The sequence below is a fragment of the Segatella copri genome (genome assembly GCF_009494395.1).
GTDB lineage: Bacteria > Bacteroidota > Bacteroidia > Bacteroidales > Bacteroidaceae > Prevotella.
Genome location: NZ_VZCB01000098.1, coordinates 63,949 through 82,632, shown reverse-complemented (window position 1 = coordinate 82,632; position 18,684 = coordinate 63,949). Strand labels below are relative to the sequence as shown.

Here is an 18,684-nt window from a genome sequence, read left to right as displayed (position 1 = left end):
TTGTTATTATTTCGTAACTTTGTACGCAAAAAGTAAACGATATGACTAAGAAATTGATAATGATATTAGGCTTGGTGCTTTCATCTATGTTGATGAAAGCCCAGGCTTTTTTTGTGCCTTTCCCGAAGGCTGGCGACAAGTATTGGCAGAAGCAGGTGCCGGTGGCGATGCGCAACGATTATATCCGGTTGGGCAATCTCTATCAGAAGAAACCTTGGAATGCCATCCCTGCTGAAACTTTTGCCGAGTTCCGAACCAATGGTAACCGTACCCGATACGAGGAAGCTAGCTTTGGTATCAGAAAACAGTTTGTCTGTCTGGTGATGGCAGAAATCATGCAGGGCAGGGGACGGTTTCTGCCTTCTATCCGCAAGGGTTTACATTATTTTATAGAGAAGGAACCCTGGTGGGGAATACCGGCGCATTATCCGAAAGACCATCCTGAAAAGGATATCCAGTCGGTTGATCTCTTCAATGCAGAGACGGCAGGCATGCTTGCATGGACCCTCTATATGCTGGAAGATGAAATCAACAGGAAGGAAAAGGGACTCTGCGATCAGGTGAGAAACGAGATAGAACGCCGATTCCTGCAACCGGTGTTGAACCAGCCGCAGGGCTGGAAGAACAATGCCAACAACTGGAATACCTGGATTACGAGTAACTGGTTGGAAACTGTTTTGATTTGCGAATCAGATGCCAAGCAGCGAGATGCTGCCTTCAAGGGAGTGCAGCAATGTCTGCGAACCTTCCTGAAGGGTTATCCTGATGATGGCGGTTGTGAGGAAGGTGTCAGCTATTGGGACTGTGCCGGAGCCTCGTTCTTCGAGTCGCTCTATTTCATGCAGTTTGCTCCCAAGCAGGCTGTCCTGACATTGAATGAAGCTCAGAAGAAAAAGGTGGAGAATATGGGTAGGTTCATCACTACGATGTATATCAACGACCTTACTTTTGTGAATTTCTCGGATGCCCAGGCTCAGAACGTTCCGAACATCAACATCCTCTTTCCTTATGGAGCCTATCTCCAGAACCTGCAGATGATGCAGTTGGCAGCTTATGTGGGCAAGAAATATCAATATACCCTCAAGCCTACAACGCTCTTCCTGAAATCGGGCAACTATCCGAAGCTGGGTAGGGAACTGATGCTCCTCTCCATGCTGCCGAAGTATCAGGAAACTGCAGCTGTAGAGCCAAAGACGGAAGATGTCTATCTGGAAAATTCCCAGATTATGGTGGCGAGCAACAAGAACTGGTTTGTGGCGGCGAAAGGTGGTAACAATGCCGAAAGCCATAACCACAACGATATCGGCAACTTTATCGTTTATCACAACAATCAGCCGGTTGTCATCGACCTGGGACGTGATACTTATACCTCGAAGTCGTTCAGCAACCAGCGCTTTGAGCTGATGAACTGCCGTTCGGCTTATCACAACGTTCCTATCATCAATGGTCTGGAGCAGAAGGATGGCAGGAAGTATCGTGCCGAGAAGGTAAATCATGTCTTTGCAGATGGTGTTTCTTCCCTGTCGTTGAATCTCGAAAAGGCTTATACCGAAGGAGCGCATGTGGATAAATGGCAGCGTACCATTGCCTTGGATAGAGAATATAACTGGGTAGAAGTAACCGAACAGTACAAGCTCGATTCCCTGCAGATAGAGAAGGACCGACTGAATGGTCAGGTCTTTGATAATCAGATTATCCTGATGGCGTATGGCAAGCCGGTGGTTCAGAAGACTGGCAGAATCCTCCTTCAGGGCGGTATGGTTCGTCTGGAATATGATGCGCAGTATCTTTCGGCATCCGTAGAAAAGGTGCAGATGACGGATGGCATCATGAAGACGCAGTGGAAGGATAACGTCTATCGCATCATTCTGCGACTGAACGATAACTATCCGATGGCAAAAGTGAAATACCGGTTCGTAGGAACGAGGTAAAGTTTATTCTATGGATTTCGCGCAGAATAGTGACAGGGAGATAGTATTTATTTGATATCTTTCAGTTGCTCAGCATACTCCTTCGGGAAGACGCCGAACTCCTTCTTGAAGCATTTGGAGAAATACTTCGGCGTGTTGAAGCCCACTTGTATTGCCACATCGCTGATCAGAATGTTAGGGTTCGACCGGATGATGCGCTGAGCCTCCTTCAGGCGGATGCTGGTGATGAAGGCAATGACCGTTTGCCCCGTTGTGGCTTTCACCTTATTATATAGGGTGGATTCACCCATCGCCATATCCTTGGCAAAAGACTCGCGGTTGTAATCGCCATCTGCAAGATGTTGCATCACTACCTCTGTGGCACGAGTGATGAATGCCTGGTCTGGGTTGCTCAAATGTAATGCAGCCTGTGCTTCGTCCTCAGCGCTTGTCTGGAGCGAAATTTCAGCCTGAATCTTTTCTATCATCTTCTTGCGGTTGGCAAGCAGGGCATTGATGCGGACTTCCAGTTCGTCAAACTTGAACGGCTTGTTGATATAGGCGTCTGCTCCTACGGCATAAGCCTCGGTCTTGTCCTCTTCCTTGTTCTTGGCGGTGAGCAGGATGATAGGCAGCTGCCAGAAGCTCTTGTCAGACTTGAGCTGCTTGGTCAGTTCGATACCGTCCATAATCGGCATCATCACGTCGCTCACCACGAGGTCGAGTTTCTCCTTCATGATGATGCTCATTGCCTGCTTTCCGTTCTTTGCCGTAAACACATGATAGTTCTTGCTCAATACCTGCAGCATCAGGGCGAGCAGCTCCTCGTTGTCCTCAACCACCAGGATCTTGCTCGCATTCTTGCGGATGAAGATGCTCTGGCGGACTGGTGCCAGCTTAGGCTTGTCATCGGAAGCAGGTTGGGAATCCTGCTTCGTTTCCTGGCTTGCCTGTCTGATGGCTTCCTGATTTACTGCATTTGGTTTGTCAGAGTTGTCTATTTCATCTGGTGCATATGCACTCTTCCTGATAGGCAGGGTAAGGGTGAAGGTAGTGCCTTCGCCTTCCTGGCTTTCACATTGGATGTCGCCATGATGCAGTTTCACCAGGTCGTGGGTCAGCGATAGTCCGATACCGGTTCCCGGCATGTTCTGCTTGCGGTAGTCGCCATCGAAGAATCGGGTGTAGAGATGCTGCATCTTCTCCTTCGACATGCCGATGCCATTATCCGCGATGGTGATGACCACCTGGTCCTTGCCGAGGCTGAGCGATACATCTATCTTGCCTCCCACCTTATTATATTTAATGGCGTTGGAGAGCAGATTGTAGATAATCTTATCCATCTTGTCTGCATCAAACCATGCCGTTCCTTCTGCCTTTGGCTTCTCCAGTGATAGCGTAACCTTCTGATGTTCTGCCATCGGACGGATATTCTCGCAGGCTTCTTCGATGAACGAAATCAGGTTGCCGCGGCTCACGAGCAGATGCAGCTGTCCTGCCTGCGACTTTCTTACTTCTAGAATCTGTCGCAGGAGTCGGGTGGTACGGTTGATGTTGTTGTCCATCACCAGATAATCTTCCTCATATTGTGGCGCTCTTTCCTTGAGCTTGTAGATGGTGGCAGAGATGACGGTGAGCGGGGTGAGCAGCTCGTGGGTGATGTTGGTGAGGATGACTCCCATCTGCAGACTGTTTCTGGTCTTCACCCGCTCCTTATACCATCTGGCAGTAGCAAAGATGCCGCCTATCAGCATCAGGATATAGAACATGAAGGCTATTCTGGAGGCATACCATGGCGGCAGCACCTGGATGGAGATGGTGTATGGCAGCTCCTGCCAATGACCATAACCATCCGTAGCCTTTACCCTCAGGTGGTAGGTTCCGGAAGGAAGGTTCTGGAAAACAGCCTTATGCGTGCCTTTGTTGCAGTACTGCCAGTCTTCGTCATAACCTTCCAGCTGGTAAGCATATACGTTTTTCTCTGTATTGCCGTAGGTAAGGAGAGAAAATTCTACGGAGAATTTCTTCACCCTTGCCGGTATCGTGATTTTGCGGGTATAGCCTGGTGTTTCTTTCGAAATCTCTTCCTTGTCGATAGAATCGAGTTGAGCGAAAGGCTGGTCATCAATGATGACGTCTGTTATCACCAGTTTCGGTCTTCTATTGTCTTTTAGCTTAGCCTTCATGGACGGCATGAACGAGAAGAAGCTGGTCCGGCTTCCGAAGAAGAGTTCCTTGCCATACTTGCATGCCGTGTTTGGCGAGAAGAGAACATTTCCTATGCCGTCCTCGCTGGTAAAGTAGGTGATGTCCTGCGGTTTTTCGCTGTCATTGCCCCAGATGATGTTCACGAGGGCATAGTCGGTGGTGAGCCAGAGATTGCCCTTCTCATCTTCCTTGATGGTGAGCACACGGTCGCCCGGCAGATGATATTCATGGTTCTTCGGTTCAAAACGGTCTTCCACCTTATTATATAGGAAGAGTCCGCCACTGTTGGAGATAGCCCAGAGCCTTCCTCTCGAGTCTTCGAGGCAGGCGATGGCATCATCAATGGCAAAGTTATGATGGTCTGGATTATACTGTTTGAATTTCAAAGTCTTCTTGTTCCTGGCGTTGCCCGATATGCGTATGATACCTTCATTATCGGTAGCCAGCCAGATGTTTCCTTGCTTATCTTGCGAGATATGGCGGATGTCGCATGAGGTTAAGTTCTTCTTTCCCTCCTTCATCGTGATCCGATGGCCCTGATTGTTTGGAGTTACTATGCTCAAGCCGTTGCGCTGTCCTATCCACATTACTTTATCTTTCGATTCGAACAAGGTGTTGACGAAATTATCCTGTATGATGGATGGATGCTTTTCGTGCGTAATCTGATAGGCTGGTTTACCCAAAGGCTTGACGATGACGCCATAATTGTTGTTGGCTATCCAGATTTCTCCATTGCTTCTCTGGGCAATATCCGAGATACTTGTGGTAAAGGCTCTGGATGGGATGTCAGAAAATCCCGGAATTTCCTGGTTGAAGAGTGTTTTACCTGTCTTTCGGTTGTGCAGGGCGATGCCGTATGGATTCAATCCCAACCAGAAATTCTCGCCATCGGTAGTGAGTATGGAATATACGTAGTTGATGGTGAGATGAGTATGACTGGTATCGAGATTCCAGAGTTTGAACAGCGATGGCTGGGTGTTAACCTGCAGAATACCGTTGTTCTGCGTACAGAGCCAGATGTTGCCTTTGCCATCGGTAGCGATGTCGTTGTTGAAGTTGAGAGGGTTGTTGCCGATGGAGGTAAATCCTTTCCATTCAGCATTAGGCATATCTTCTTCGAGATAGCACACACCTTCTCGGGTACATGCCCAGAGCGTTTTCGTTACAGGGTCGTGTACTATCTTATAGAAGGTATCAAAATGGCTGGTGCTATACGGGTATTGATGCATTTCTGGCTGTCGCACATTTCCCGGATTGTCCAGACGTACAACGCCATATCCCCAGGTTCCCACCCACAGGTGGTTGTGCTTGTCGAGGAAGAGGGAGTAGGCGGAATTGGTGGCATTGAGCTGCGGATAGCGGTAGAAGGTATTGCCTCCACGGCGGAAGCGCATGAGACCTGACGACCAGGTGCCGATGAGCAGGTCGCCGTTTCTGTCTTCTATGATGGTTTTCACGCTATAGCCGGGCATTTTCTTTCTGCTGCCATTCTCATCAATGAGCCATGCATTCTTATTATTATAGGTATAGAAAGTCTCCGTCTTGGGATTGAAGTAGGAGATTCCCCCATCAGTTCCAATCCATAAAGTTCCATCTTTTGATACGAAGAGGGTATAGATGATGCGCTGAGATTCATCTGGCAGGAAGAAAGTCTTGAACTTTCCAGTGCGCTTGTTCATTCTTACCAGACCATTGCGAGTTCCCAGCCAAAGATTATCCTGATGATCTTCGGCTATGGACCGGATGGTATTATTGGGTAGTATGCCTGGCTGGTACGCATTCGTCTTGTAGGTTTTCACATGATAGCCATCGTATGATTTCACTCCGGCATTGGTTCCCACCCACATCATACCTTCCTTATCGAAGAGCATACAGCTAGCCTCTTCGGTAGGCGCAATGGTGATTGGAGGGAGATAACGGTATGGAAAATCCTGTGCTTTGACCTGGGAGACAAAGCATATCAGACAGACTAGAATGTGTATAAATGTAGATTTCATGTCTTATATTTATTAATCGTCGGTTTCTTAAATTTTACTGCAAAGATATAAAGAATTTAGTAAAAAGAGCAAAAATAAGTGGTTTTTAACGATATGTTCCCTATGATTACCGATTTTTTCTCCTTATATTAACAAAAAAGAACGACTTTTGCACCTAGAACAACGAACATTCTATGTGTGAGATTTGTTAAATCCGCAAATGACAAGCGAGAATAAACTGAAAGTATATAACTAACAAAATTTACAACTAATGGAAAATGTAAATCTAAACATCACGTCTAGAAGATTGATGGCGTTAGCTGCTATAGCCTCAGGCTTGGCTCTCTCTCCTCAGTCTGTTATGGCTGTTCCTTCTGTACAGATTGTTCAGCAGTCAGGTAAGGTACAAGGTACAGTCGTTGATAGCAACGGTGAACCTATTATCGGTGCTACCGTAAAAGTGGGGGGGCAAAAAGGAGGTACAGTTACTGACCTTGAAGGTAACTTCTCTTTGAACGCTGCTCCTGGTTCAACTTTAGAAATCTCCTATATTGGTTTTAAAACGCAGACCATTAAGGTCGGTAAAGGATCAGTAAAGGTAACGTTACAGGACGATAACCAGACACTCAATGAGGTGGTTGTCGTAGGTTATGGTGTCCAGAAAAAGTCGGATGTTACGGGGTCTGTAACATCTGTAAACAAAGAACGCCTTGAGAAACTTCCTGTTACTAACGTGCTGCAGGCTGTTCAGGGCGCGGCAGCCGGTGTAACCATTACTCAAAGTTCTTCCATTCCAGGTGATGCTCCAAGTGCATTGGTACGTGGTCAAAACTCTATTAATGCTAATTCAGGACCATACATCGTAGTTGATGGTGTGCCTATCAACAAGACTGGTGGTTCTCTCAATGATATTGCACCTTCTGATATCGAATCAATGGAAATCTTGAAAGATGCTTCTGCCACAGCTATTTATGGTACCAATGGTGCCAATGGTGTTATTCTGATTACTACCAAGCATGGTAAATCAGGAAAACCTACTATCAGATATAGTGGCTATATCGGTTTAGAAGATTTTTCTCATAAATTGAAGTTCTGCGATGGAAACCAGATTATCCAGCGTTACAAGGATTATATTGCTATCAATCCTGGTGAGAGTATGTATAATGATAATGTTAAGTATGCAAATGAAGCTGAAAATTATGAGAAAGGTATTCAGACAGATTGGATTTATGATGAAGCTTCACAAACAGGAATTATTACAGACCATAATATCAGTGTAGCAGGTGGTGCAGAAAGAGTCAGATACTATGTTTCTGGTGATTATCTGAGCCAAAAAGGTGTATTGAAGGGATTCAACTATAAACGTTATTCTCTCCGCACCAATATTGATATGGATGTTACCGATTATCTGAAGGTGGGAACTAACACCTATATTGCATCTCATAACCGTGATGGAGGACGTGTTAATTTCTTGAATGCAGAGGCTATGTCTCCTTGGGGAAAGATGTATAATGAAGATGGTAGCTACTGCATTTATCCTATGTATTCAGAGCAGTTGTGGGCCAATCCTATGATCGGTCAGACCAAGCAGGCAGAACGTCGTCAATGGAATGTTAGCATCAATGGTTTTGCTGAAATGGATTTCGGAAACATCTGGAAACCATTAGCTGGCTTGAAATATAAACTCAATGCAGGTTTCTCTTATGCGCCAGCCCGTACAAATACCTATACAGGTGCTGCAGCTAATGATCTGAATGGAACTGGTGAAATCATCAACAAGGATACTCAGACCTATACTATTGAGAATATCCTTACTTATGCAAAGGATATCGAAAAGCATCATTTCGATTTAACGGGATTGTATGCTGCTTCTCGTAAAAAATATTCGGAGTCAACAGCTAAAGGTAGCAAGTTTATCAATGATGACCTCGGATTTGATAATTTGGAAGGTGCAGAGTCTGCTTCTGTGAAATCTTATGCAGATTTATACACTACCGTTTCACAAATGGGACGTTTGAACTATTCTTATGATAGTCGTTATCTGTTTACATTTACTGTACGTCGTGACGGTTCTTCTGTATTTGGAGAGAATAACAAGTATGGTGTATTCCCTTCTGTAGCATTGGGTTGGAATATTGCAAACGAACAGTTCATGCAGAAGTCTCAGAATTGGCTGAATAACTTAAAGCTTCGTCTTTCATATGGTAAATCAGGTAATGAGGCAATCGGCGTATATCAGACATTGATGAAAATGGACGTGAAAAAATTTGCTATGGGTAAAAATTCTGTAGTAGGTCTTGTTCCAAATAGTCGTATGGGTAATTCCAACCTCTCTTGGGAGACTACCAAAACTTTCAATGTTGGATTAGACTTTGGACTGTTGAATAATCGTATCAATGGAAACTTGGATATTTACACTTCAACAACAACAGGTTTGCTTCTGAAGCGTAATTTGCCTAAGGTGTCAGGCTTCAGTGATGTATATGCCAATATGGGTAAAACAGCCAACAAGGGTGTAGAATTTACTGTAAACTCAAAGAATATTGTTACCAAGGACTTTACTTGGGGAACAACTTTGGTATTCTCATGGAACCAGAACCGTATCAAGGATCTCTATGGTGATGGTAAGGACGATTTGGGCAACAGCTGGTTCATAGGTCAGCCTATCGGTGTAATCTATGATTATGACATGGTAGGAATCTGGCAGGAAGATGAAATTGCCGCTGGATTACATAAAAAATGGGATCCGGTAGCAGAAGCAGGTGACGTAAAGTTGGCAGACCGTAATAACGATGGCAAGATAGATGATAACGACCGACATGTTAAGGGACAGACTACTCCAAAATGGATTGGAGGTATTACCAATACCTTTACCTACAAAGGCTTGTCCTTGAGTGTATTCATCCAAACTGTGCAGGGAATGAAGAAGAATAATAATCTTATTGGTATGGCTGGAGATGAGATGGGTCGTCGTAATACAACTACAGAGATTGGCTACTGGACTCCAGAGAATAAGAGTAATGAATGGCGTTCTTTGCGCAAAAACTCAAATAAACATGGATATGGATTTGCCCAGAATGCAAGCTTTACCCGTGTTAAAGATGTTACATTGAGTTATGCTTTCCCAGAAACAACCATGCATAAAGTGGGATTAGGTGGCTTGACTGTATACTTCACAGGTCGCAACCTTTTCACCTTTACCGACTGGATTGGATGGGATCCTGAAACCCGCCAGGATGGACGTGGATCAGATAATTGGGAAGACAACTATCCAATGACAAAGAGTTATACATTCGGAATCAACTTGACATTCTAAAATTGAAAACAATGAAACTAAATAAGATTATAATTGCTTCTGCAGTAGCCTCTGTATTGGCATTGGGAAGCACATCATGTAGCGATAGCTTTCTTGATGAGAAGATGTACTCTAACTATGGAACCGATGTTTCTGATGTGAATGCTAAAGTTTTAGGTTTACACTATCAGATAGGTCAACTTTTAGGAATATCATGGCCTCAAGGTTTCTGGGGTATTTGGCAGGATGGTACAGATGTCGGTGCTCCTGGCGACACAGAGGGTTCAGAGGTTCCATTCTATAAGTATGGAGAGCTGAACTCTGAGAGTTTAGGCGTACGTCTTTATTGGGAAAGACTATATAGCATCATCAATGGTGCAAATCAAATTATCTCAGCCAATGGAGAAGATGCCAGTGCTACAGCGTGTGTAGCAGAAGCTAAATTTTTCCGTGCTTATTGTTATAACAAGTTGGTTACTGGTTGGGGAGCAGTTCCTTTGATAACAGAGTCTGCGTCTAATCCAAAAACAGACTATACTCGTACACCTGTGGCAGAGATTGACGTTCAGATAGAGAAGGATATCACTGAGGCTATTGCAGGTCTTCCTGAAGTGAATGCATTGACAAAAGAATCACGAATTAGCAAGGATGCAGCTCGTATGGTTGCAGCAGAAGCTTTTCTTCGTATAGGTATGCGTGACAACTCATACTATAAGAAAGCTGAAGATGCTATAACCCCAACAATTACCAGTGGAAATTACAAGCTGATTTCTGAACGTTATGGTAAATTTACGGGTGAGGCTGGTGATTACTATCATGATATGTTCCGTTGGGGAAATCAACGCCGAAGCCAAGGTAATACCGAAGGAATATGGACTTATGAACAGGAATATAATACTTCTGTATCTGGCGGTACTATTGACAATGCACAGCAGCGTCGTAACTGGGTTCCTGCCTTCCATAAGTTATCAGACTTTATGCAGAATGCTGATTCTATAGGTGGACGTGGAAACGGTCGCCTTCGTTTGAGTAACTATGTAAAATATGGAATTTTTGAGGAAGGTGACATACGTAACTCCAACTTCAATATCCGTCGTACCATCTATTGTAACAAGCAACCGAAGGCAGATAAGGCAACCATTGGTATCAATGCTAATGGATATTGGGAAAATGACGAAAGTAAAGTTGTCAAGAAGATTACAATTGGATTGGGTGATAAAGTATATTGCCATGAAGCAGACACTTTGAATGTAATGTATCCACATACAACAAAGTGGGGTGCATACGACCCTACAGATGACTTTGGATATGCAATGGTCAAGGATATTCCTTTGATGCGATTTGCTGAAGCCTACTTGTTAAGAGCTGAAGCTCGTTTCCGTCAGGGCAATAGTCAGGGGGCAGCTGATGATATCAATGTTCTCCGTGACCGTGCATTCAAGGATTATCGACAGATTGCTCCTGGAGCTGGCAAGGTTAGTGCTTCTGATATTTCCATCGATTTTATCCTTGATGAGCGTATCCGAGAACTGGTAGGCGAGGAAAACCGACGCTTCACATTAATGAGAACAGGACAACTTGCTAATCGTGTTAATATGATGGTTACCAAGTGGGCAGAGAAATCAGAAAATAAGAGAATCTCTGGCTTTGATGCAAATAAGCATATCTTATTACCGATTCCTTTGACCGAGATTCAGCTTAACAAGGATGCTAAATTGGAGCAAAATCCAGGTTATGAGGTTGATGAAAAATAATATTTTTATCTGCTAAATATGAAGTAAGAGGGTGTGTCATAAGTTAATGATGCACCCTTTTTGTCGTTTCTATGAAGCTGTATTTATAAATACTATTGATGCAAAGATTCTAAATACATCATACATCATTTCGCGCAGAATGGTGATAGGAAAAGCCATCTATGGTAAATAACAAATTTGTAGAGGGGGAGAAGTGATGATTTGCATTTGTTTTCCTGCATTTTCCCGATTTGTATCCCTTTTATACCGAATAATAGACCCCGAAAAGGGGCTTTTTCTTTAATTTTGCAATCGGAATAAACAATTAGCGTATTCACTAACTTAATAATAACATCAGCAAAATGAACAAACTATTCGTATTTATCATGTTGTGGATGATGTCGTGTCTCCCGACTCTGGCTCAGGCTCCGATGGACGGAGGCGTGTGGAAGGATAATACCGGCAAGCATATCAATGCTCATGGTGGCAACATCTTCAACTACAAAGGTACCTATTATTGGTATGGCGAAAGCCGCTCGGAGGATGGCAAGCCTTACAGCTCTCTCGGCGTAAGCTGCTTCACTTCCAAGGATCTCAAGAACTGGAAGAATCATGGATTGGTGCTTCCTGTATCCAAAGAAGCAGGCAGCGACATTGAGGGCGGATGCATCATCGAACGTCCGAAGGTTCTCTACAACAAGAAGACCAAGAAGTTCGTGATGTGGTTCCATCTCGAACTGAAGGGTAGGGGATATGGTGCAGCCCGCTATGGTGTGGCTACCAGCGATACTCCTTTCGGACCTTTCAAGTTCATCTGTTCTGGAAGAGTGAATCCGGGCATCTATCCTGTAGGGTTCGCCAAGCCAGATACTACCGACCTCAAGCATCAGCTTCTCTTCCCGGAACTGAAGAGCTGGTGGACTCCGGAATGGCGCAAGCAGATAGAGCGCGGCATGTTCTGGATGAGAGACTTCGAGGGAGGACAGATGTCAAGAGACATGACCATCTTCATCGACGATGACGGCAAGGCTTACCACATCTATTCTTCTGAAGAAAACCTGACACTCCAGATTGCACAGTTGACAGACGACTACATGCAGCACAACGGCAGCTATGTACGTGTGGCAGCAGGTGGACAGAACGAGGCTCCTACCATCTTCAAACAGGATGGCATCTACTGGATGATCACCAGCGGATGTACCGGTTGGGCGCCTAATGCTGCCCGTATGTTCAAGGCTAAGAATATCTACGGTCCTTGGGAGCAGTTGCCTAATCCTTGCCGTGGTGAGGGTGCCAACAAGACCTTCGGTGCACAGGGTACCTATATATATAAGGTGGAAACTGCAGCACAGAAGAAGATGTTCCATGGCGCCGACTATGTATTCATGGCAGACATGTGGAATCCTAAACACTTGAGTGACAGTAGACACTTGTGGGTACCAATTTCTTGGGAAAACGGTGCACCAGTGTTGAAAAAACAATAAAAAATACGGTCGCTCTGCTTGTTTATAATTAATTATACATATCTTTGCAGTTGCTTAGCTGAGGCTACTGGCAACTTTCAACTTACAATTATTAATAACAACAAACAATATACAACTATCTATGAATTATATATTTAAAAGTATCATGATGACCCTCGTCTTGGCGCTGGTTCCTTTCATGGGAATTTCTGCTAAGAAGAAGGCAGTTCAGCAGAGCGACCGCCAATATTGGTGCTCGCTTGCCTACAAGATGGCCCAGCCTGTTCTGGAAAACATGGCTAAGGGCGAGTTACAGAAGAACATGCAGACAGAGTTCAGTCCCAGCTTCGACAACCGCAACAAGAAGGTGCTCTATATGGAGTGCTTCGGCAGACTGATGGCTGGCGTGGCTCCATGGCTCACTCTTCCAGATGATGCTACTGCCGAAGGCAAGCAGCGCAAGCAGTTGCGTGAATGGGCTTTGGCTTCTTACAAGAATGCCGTAGACCCTCAGAGTCCTGACTATCTCTGCTGGGGCATCGGCGGTCAGAACCTGGTTGATGCAGCCTATGTCGCCGAGAGTTTCCTCCGTGCTTACGATACACTCTGGAAGCCTTTGGACGAGGTGACCAAGCAGCGATACCTGAAGGAGTTTGCCAAGCTCCGCCACATCGATCCTCCTTATACCAACTGGTTGCTCTTCTCTTCTACCATCGAGAGCTTCATGGCAAAGGCGGGTGGCGATTTCGATGAATATCGCGTGAATTCGGCTTGCCGCAAGGTAGAGGAGTGGTATGTAGGCGATGGCTGGTATGCCGATGGTCCTTCGTTCGCTTTCGATTACTACAGCAGCTATGTGTTCCATCCGATGTATCTGGAAACACTCCAGGCGATGGTGGATGCCAAGGTGAATTCCCGCCTCGACTATCAGAAGTACTACGACCGGGAGTTGAAGCGCTGCCAGAAGTACAGCATCATCCTCGAGAGATTCATCTCTCCGGAAGGAACCTTCCCGGCTTTCGGCAGAAGCATTCCTTACCGCATGGCAACCATGCAGCCGCTTGCTCTGATGGCATGGTATCAGACGTTGCCTAAGGATTTGAGCAATGGTCAGGTTCGTGCAGCCCTGACCAAGGTGCTCCATCGCATGTTCGATAAGCAGAATAACTTCAATGAGAAGGGTTATCTCTCTATTGGTTTCTGCGGAAACAGTCAGAAGAACGTTGCTGACTGGTATACCAACAACGGTTCGCTCTATATGACCACCCTTGCCTTCATGCCTCTCGGTCTGCCTGCCGACCATCCTTTCTGGACCGATGCAGCACAGCCTTGGACTCAGGTGAAGGCATGGAACAACCAGCAGTTCCCTAAGGATCACCATTGGAAGGACGAGATTGTAACCAAGGACAAGTGGTAATTTACAATTTATAATTGATAATTAATCATGCGCAAGATAATGATGATGCTGGCAGCTGCAGCCTTGGCTTTGCCTTTGAATGCAGCACAGCCAGCCAAGAAGACCGCTAAGGTCAAGAAACAGAATAAGAAGGAAGTGAAGGCTTCCAGGAAATGGAATCATGAGCAGGTGGTGGAACTCATCACCAAGGTGAATAACTACTGGCAGGCTAACAACAAGCCTCAGGTTCGTGCCTTCTGGGACAATGCCGCTTATCATACCGGCAATATGGAGGTATATAAGATGCTGAAAGACCAGAAGATGCTCGACTACACCATCCGTTGGGCTGAACATAACGACTGGACCGGCGCCACAGAGGCTAATCCTGCCAAGTGGAAGTACAAGCCATACGGCGAGGGTAAGGATCACGTTCTCTTCGGCGACTGGCAGATTTGTTTCCAGACCTACATCGACCTCTATAACATCGAGGCTGCCAAGGGAAATGCCGCAGCATCAGAATTCATGGTGAAGCGTGCCAAGGAGGTAATGCACTACGAGGCTTACTCTGAGCCAACAGATTATTGGTGGTGGAGCGATGCCCTCTACATGGTGATGCCTGTGATGACCAAGATGTATAAGCTGACCGGCGATACCAAGTATCTCGACAAACTCTACGATAATCTCCTCACCACCGATGAGATTATGCTCGACAAGGAGACCAATCTCTATTTCCGTGACGGCAAGTACGTTTATCCAAAGCACAAGAGTGCCAACGGAAAGAAAGACTTCTGGGCTCGTGGTGATGGCTGGGTTCTCGCAGGTTTGGCTAAGGTGCTCCAGGATATGCCAAAGGACTACAAGCACTATCAGTTCTTCGTAGACAAGTTCCAGAAACTGGCTAAGGCGGTAGCTGAAATCCAGCAGCCGGAAGGATACTGGACCCGTTCTATGATGGATCCTGATCATGCGCCAGGACCAGAGACCAGCGGTACAGCCTTCTTCACCTACGGTATGCTTTGGGGTGTCAACAATGGTTATCTCAACAAGAAGGAGTACAAGAAGGTCATCGACCGTGCCTGGACTTATCTGACAGAGACTGCCGTTCAGCCTGATGGCAAGGTGGGTTATGTTCAGCCTATAGGCGAGAGAGCCATCCCAGGTCAGACCGTAGATGCCAACTCTCAGGCTAACTTCGGTGTGGGTGCCATGCTTCTCACAGCATGCGAATATGATAAGTATCTTGCCATCAAGTAAGATGCCTATATATAATCAAGGTATATATCAATTTAAAATAGTATTAATAACAACTGACAAACATGAAACAGAGACTGTTCGTTACATTAAGTTTGGCAGGATTGGCTATGGCAACCTTCGGTGCAACCAAACCGAAGGCTGCCATTAAGTCGTTGAAAAAGACTACCATCCAGCAGCCAACTTACACAGAATGGCACGACCTTCAGGTGAATGCCATCAATCGTTTTCCGTTGCACACCAATTTCTTCACCTATCCGGCAGATGACTGGGTTTCTGAGAAAGACGGTAAAATCGTGAGCAAGGATATCCTGCACATGAACAAGACGGAAAGCAAGTATTTCCTTTCGCTCGACGGAACCTGGAAGTTCAACTGGGTGGCTAATGCAGACCAGCGTCCTACTGACTTCTACAAGGAAGATCTTGATGATTCCAAATGGAAGACCATGAATCTGCCTGGCATCTGGGAGATGAACGGATTCGGTGATCCGGAATATGTGAACGTAGGCTTCGGCTGGCGCGGACATTTCGACCAGCAGCCACCAGCTGTTCCTACCAAGGACAACCATGTTGGTTCTTACCGCCGTATCATCGACATCCCTGCCAACTGGGATGGCAAGCAGGTAGTAGCCCATTTCGGTAGCGTAACTTCCAACATCTATCTCTATGTAAACGGCAAGTTTGCCGGATATGCAGAGGATAGCAAGGTAGCTGCCGAGTTTGACATCACTCCTTATCTGAAGAAGGGCAAGAATCTGATTGCCTTCCAGACCTTCCGCTGGTGCGATGGTTCCTGGGATGAGGATCAGGACTTCTGGCGCTTGAGCGGTGTGGCTCGTGAAAGCTATCTCTTTGCCCGCGATGCCAAGTTGCATTTGGAGGATATCCGTGTTACTCCTGACCTTGTAAACAACTACAAGGATGGTGTGCTCAATATCTCTACCAAGGTAAAGGGTAATGGCAAGCTGAACTTCATCCTCTTCGACAAAGAGGGCAAGCAGGTGGCTACAGCTACAGGATTGGCAAAGAATGGAACAGCCAACATTACGATGAACGTAGAGAATCCACACAAGTGGAATGCAGAGACACCTTATTTATATACCCTTCAGGTTTCCCTCTCAAGTGCGCTGAAGAATGGCAACATGAAATCAGCAACCATGACTCCTGTCAAGGTAGGTTTCCGCAAGGTGGAAATCAAGAACAAGCAGTTCCTTGTCAACGGTCAGCCTGTGCTTATCAAGGGTGCCAACCGTCATGAGATGGACCCTGACGGAGGTTACGTATTGAGCATGGAGCGCATGATTCAGGATATCAAGATTATGAAGCGCCTGAATATCAACGCTGTCCGTACTTGCCACTATCCTGACGATCCACGCTGGTACGAACTCTGCGATGAGTATGGTATCTATGTGGTAGCTGAGGCTAACCAGGAGAGTCACGGTTTCCAGTATGGCGATGATGCAGCTGCCAAGAAGCCGATGTTTGCCAAGCAGATTATGGAGCGCAACCAGCACAATGTTTCCATGTACTTCAATCATCCTAGTGTCGTAACCTGGAGTATGGGTAATGAGACTGTGATGGGCGATAACTTCCTGCAGGCTTACAAGTGGATCAAGAGCCAGGACCAGAGCCGTCCGGTTCAGTATGAGCAGGCTCGCAGAGGCGAGGGTACCGATATCTTCTGCCCTATGTACTATCCTGTAAGTGCTTGTGAAAAGTATGCGAAGGACCCTAACAGTCCGATGCCGCTCATCCAGTGCGAGTACAACCATACTATGGGTAACTCAGGCGGTAACCTGAAGGATTACTGGGCTCTGATTCGCAAGTATCCTATCCTCCAGGGTGGTTTCGACTGGGATTTCGTTGACCAGGGCTTGCACCGCAAGGTATTGAAGCCGATGACCATCAAGAATCCAGAGAAGATGAGCAATGAAGAGCTCCGCAAGATAGAATATTGCTACGGTGGCGATTACAACAATTACGACCCTAGCGACAACAACTTCAACTGCAATGGTATCATCGGTCCAGACCGTCAGCTCAATCCTCATGCCTACGAGGTAGCCTACCAGTATCAGAACATCTGGGCTAAGATGGTGAATGCCGAGAAGGGCGAAGTAAGTGTACACAATGAGAACTTCTTCCGCGATTTAGGCAACTATGCCTTGGCATGGAGCCTCATTGAGGATGGCGTGGAGACTCAGAACGGTACCATCGCTGATATCGAAGTGGCTGCCCAGCAGACCAAGAACTTCACCATCCCTTACGACCTTTCTAAGGTAAAGGGCAAGGAGGTATTCCTCAACATCGACTTCCGTCTGAAGAAGGCTGAACCTCTGATGGAGGCTGGTCAGATTGTGGCTTATGCCCAGCTGGCAGTGAAGGAGAAGAAGTGCTGCGGTCATTGTGCAGACAACATGGCTAAGGCTCAGGACGGCAAGAAGGTGAAGGCTAAGCTCATCGACAAGAAGGGCGAGCAGGATATCACCGTTACTACTCCTGATCTGACCGTGAAGGTGAACCGTACCACCGGTCTCATCTCTGAATATACCTATCGTGGCAAGTCGCTCCTCGGCGAGGGCGGTACCCTGAAGCCAAACTTCTGGCGTGCTCCTACCGATAATGATTTCGGTGCAGGTCTGCAGAAGAAGTTCAAGGTTTGGAAGAACCCTGTCATGAACCTGAAGGGTGTAGCTGTTGAAAAGGATAAGAAGGCAAACACCATCAATATCTGTGCAACCTATGAGATGCCAGAAGTGAAGGGCGAGCTGGAAATCGAATATCTCATCATGCCTAACACCGGTGCGATGAAGGTAAGCCAGGAGTTCGATGCTTCTGATGATGCCAAGGTTAGCGATCTGTTCCGTTTCGGTATGCTGATGCAGTTGCCATACGATATGGACAAGAGCCAGTATTACGGTCGTGGTCCTATCGAGAATTATTCAGACCGTGAGGACTGCATGCGTATCGGAATCTACAGCGCTGATGCCGACAACCAGTACTTCCCATACATCCGTCCACAGGAGAGTGGAACCAAGGGCGATATGCGCTGGTGGAACCAGACCGATGCTTCCGGCTTCGGATTCAAGGTGAAGAGCTGCAAGCCATTCTATGCTTCCGCTATCCACTTCGATACAGAAGAACTGGATGATGATGATGACAAGGATCAGCGTCACAGTTTCAACCTGAAGAAGTCAAGATTCACCAATCTCTTCCTCGATGCAGAGCATTCTGGTGTGGCTGGTGAGAACTCTTGGGGTGCATGGCCATTGGAGAAATATCGCCTCCATTATGGCGATAAGAACTTCACTTTCGTGCTCATTCCATTAGATAAATAGTAGAAAAACAGGGAATTGGATAAAAATCCAATATATTTAAACAGAAAATCCACCTCATTTGGGGTGGATTTTTTTATCTTTGCAGAAGATTTACTGCACTCGGCAATTTGAAAGCAA

At 46.1% G+C, this 18,684-nt stretch carries 8 protein-coding genes; 7 read left to right on the top strand and 1 reads right to left on the bottom strand.

Annotated elements, in window-relative coordinates:
- Positions 1–41 precede the first annotated feature (41 nt).
- The gene (locus F7D73_RS14125) at positions 42–1,931 is read left to right on the top strand and encodes a heparinase II/III domain-containing protein (protein WP_153125699.1); all 1,890 of its coding nucleotides are present in this window, start codon (positions 42–44) and stop codon (positions 1,929–1,931) included.
- Positions 1,932–1,978: 47 nt separating this feature from the next.
- On the opposite strand, the gene F7D73_RS14120 is transcribed toward F7D73_RS14125, so the two are convergent.
- Complete coding sequence (locus F7D73_RS14120; protein ID WP_153125697.1) at positions 1,979–6,115, bottom strand: hybrid sensor histidine kinase/response regulator transcription factor; 4,137 nt, start codon at positions 6,113–6,115, stop codon at positions 1,979–1,981.
- A gap of 250 nt (positions 6,116–6,365) precedes the next feature.
- Here F7D73_RS14120 and F7D73_RS14115 point away from each other — a divergent pair, with 250 nt between their 5' ends.
- From F7D73_RS14115 to F7D73_RS14090, 6 genes are all read left to right on the top strand, one after another.
- Entirely contained in the window at positions 6,366–9,410 is a 3,045-nt protein-coding gene (locus F7D73_RS14115; protein ID WP_153125695.1) for a SusC/RagA family TonB-linked outer membrane protein, read from the top strand.
- A gap of 11 nt (positions 9,411–9,421) precedes the next feature.
- Positions 9,422–11,143, top strand: coding sequence for a RagB/SusD family nutrient uptake outer membrane protein (locus F7D73_RS14110; RefSeq protein WP_153125693.1), 1,722 nt, complete (start codon positions 9,422–9,424; stop codon positions 11,141–11,143).
- A 341-nt stretch (positions 11,144–11,484) separates the two neighbouring features.
- Positions 11,485–12,606, top strand: a complete 1,122-nt coding sequence (locus F7D73_RS14105; protein ID WP_153125692.1) for a glycoside hydrolase family 43 protein — start codon at positions 11,485–11,487, stop codon at positions 12,604–12,606.
- A gap of 148 nt (positions 12,607–12,754) precedes the next feature.
- Positions 12,755–14,002, top strand: coding sequence for a DUF2264 domain-containing protein (locus F7D73_RS14100; protein ID WP_420377615.1), 1,248 nt, complete (start codon positions 12,755–12,757; stop codon positions 14,000–14,002).
- A 27-nt stretch (positions 14,003–14,029) separates the two neighbouring features.
- Positions 14,030–15,235, top strand: coding sequence for a glycoside hydrolase family 88/105 protein (locus F7D73_RS14095; RefSeq protein ID WP_228117755.1), 1,206 nt, complete (start codon positions 14,030–14,032; stop codon positions 15,233–15,235).
- A 62-nt stretch (positions 15,236–15,297) separates the two neighbouring features.
- Positions 15,298–18,567: a glycoside hydrolase family 2 TIM barrel-domain containing protein gene (locus F7D73_RS14090; RefSeq protein ID WP_153125688.1), complete on the top strand. Its 3,270-nt coding sequence runs from the start codon at positions 15,298–15,300 to the stop codon at positions 18,565–18,567.
- Positions 18,568–18,684: the final 117 nt, after the last annotated feature.

Excerpts from the sequence above, each read along its gene's own strand:
- F7D73_RS14125 (WP_153125699.1), top strand. The coding sequence starts at position 42 with ATGACTAAGAAATTGATAATGATATTAGGCTTGGTGCTTTCATCTATG.
- F7D73_RS14120 (WP_153125697.1), bottom strand. The coding sequence starts at position 6,115 with ATGAAATCTACATTTATACACATTCTAGTCTGTCTGATATGCTTTGTC.
- F7D73_RS14115 (WP_153125695.1), top strand. The coding sequence starts at position 6,366 with ATGGAAAATGTAAATCTAAACATCACGTCTAGAAGATTGATGGCGTTA.
- F7D73_RS14110 (WP_153125693.1), top strand. The coding sequence starts at position 9,422 with ATGAAACTAAATAAGATTATAATTGCTTCTGCAGTAGCCTCTGTATTG.
- F7D73_RS14105 (WP_153125692.1), top strand. The coding sequence starts at position 11,485 with ATGAACAAACTATTCGTATTTATCATGTTGTGGATGATGTCGTGTCTC.
- F7D73_RS14100 (WP_420377615.1), top strand. The coding sequence starts at position 12,755 with ATGACCCTCGTCTTGGCGCTGGTTCCTTTCATGGGAATTTCTGCTAAG.
- F7D73_RS14095 (WP_228117755.1), top strand. The coding sequence starts at position 14,030 with ATGCGCAAGATAATGATGATGCTGGCAGCTGCAGCCTTGGCTTTGCCT.
- F7D73_RS14090 (WP_153125688.1), top strand. The coding sequence starts at position 15,298 with ATGAAACAGAGACTGTTCGTTACATTAAGTTTGGCAGGATTGGCTATG.